This window comes from Mesorhizobium sp. M1A.T.Ca.IN.004.03.1.1, from assembly GCF_003997555.1.
Taxonomy (GTDB): domain Bacteria; phylum Pseudomonadota; class Alphaproteobacteria; order Rhizobiales; family Rhizobiaceae; genus Mesorhizobium.
Map to the genome: position 1 here is coordinate 1 of NZ_RZTV01000043.1, position 1,583 is coordinate 1,583.

A 1,583-nucleotide genomic window follows, 5' to 3' on the forward strand; every position below is an offset into this window, starting at 1 on the left:
TCGCTTCACCCGCCCAGCAGGGCACAACCCAGGCCGGAAACGAACTCAAAACTGGATAGAAACTGGGGGCAACGTTAGTGCTCCTAAACTCTGTTTTCGATGGCCCCGACGACAGTGCTGCCAACCTAGGGATCCCAGACCCATGGCAGTTGCTGCATGTCACCGTCACCCCAGAGCACCCTTGGCGATGTGTTCCGGCCGGGCAGCATGTGCCGGCAGACTGCTCCCATCTGTTGCACATGAATACCTTGCCGCCGCCCTGGCATGCTGTGCAGGTGTATTTTCTGGAATCCGCCATCGATCTCGCACCCCAGGCCCCTTTAGACGGCGCTAATGTTCTGATCAAGGACCATATGTGTCGTAAGATGAATAGAGGCCTGGTCGCCAACCACTAGGAGGCCAGAGCGGCCGGGCCAAAGCTGGTGCGAAGCGAGGTGGTCGGCTAGCCCGCATAGCTACCACCTGCCAACAGCCGCGAGCCATTCGCCCATGGCCGCGCGCTTGTGCGCGGGATACGGTCTACAATCCAGCATGGCGGGGATGGCTTCACCTCGCGCATGAGGTCCTGAATTGCTGGATTGGGATCCTGCCGACATAACAGCTGCGCCAAACCCTCGAGGTGCCATTTAGCATTCGCCTGTGGCCTATTCCTTCCTCGAAGTCCTCCATCTTCGCGTGGCTCAGCTTCTGCTCCCCGCGTAGGAAATGGACTTGGCCGTGATGCGGGCCTTGGCCCAGTCGACTTCGCCGCCGGCGACGGCGGTCGGAACCGCCCGGGCGAGGTGGGTGCGCTTAGCGCGTGAGTGGCTGCTGCTGCAATTTCAAAGGCCGACGGCGCTGCTGAAACCTTATAGTTTGAGTTTCCCGCCCGCTAACGACTATGTGAGTTGCGATCTCGACTAGCAGGCTTACCCACGCCGCATGACGCGATCCTCAATGCTCATCATCCTGCTAGTAACCGCAATTTTCGTGAGTATTCTCACGTCGGCTTGGCTCTTGGAGCCACCAGCCTGGGGCGGCTTCTGAAGAGGAGCGCCGGGTGCATATCGGCCAGCTACGGGGACAGGCAGAGCCGGCGCTCGACGGCGCGGAATGTGTGACCGCACCAGCCGCAGCTTACCACGGTCGAACTAAGGAGGCTATTCAGCCTCAGAACTACCCCAACCGGGGAGCACGCTTGCGTCTCCGCCGCCATTGCAGCATAACGGGATTGCAATCATTGCCTCCAAAACGCCACATGAACGAGAGGTGGCGGCGAGTTCCTAGCGACCCAGAAGCGGGCAAGACCGCTGCTATTTAGAACCAGCGAGCGCTAAGGTCCGTTCGACACCCGCGCAACATATGAACGTCTGCTTGACGAACCCGCTGGCCGGACCGCTCCATCAACCCTCTGTCTCTTGCGCTTTGCCTGCCACAGTATCGGGACGAATGCGGGTGGTGTTCTCCAGTTGCGCCACAAGCAAAACGCTAATGCCGAGAAGCGCTGAAACGATCGATCCTGCAAGAATGCCGACCTTTACCGCGTCCTGAAGGGCCGCGTCATTGGCGAAGGCGAGCAGGCCGATGAACAGGCTCATGGTGAA

General features: G+C 59.9%; 1 protein-coding gene. It reads right to left on the bottom strand.

The genetic code is table 11. The features are described from left to right. Nucleotides 1-1,382: 1,382 nt before the first annotated feature. The coding region (locus tag EOD29_RS30565) for a Na+/H+ antiporter NhaA (protein ID WP_206520523.1) at nt 1,383-1,583 on the bottom strand (201 nt) is incomplete at its 5' end.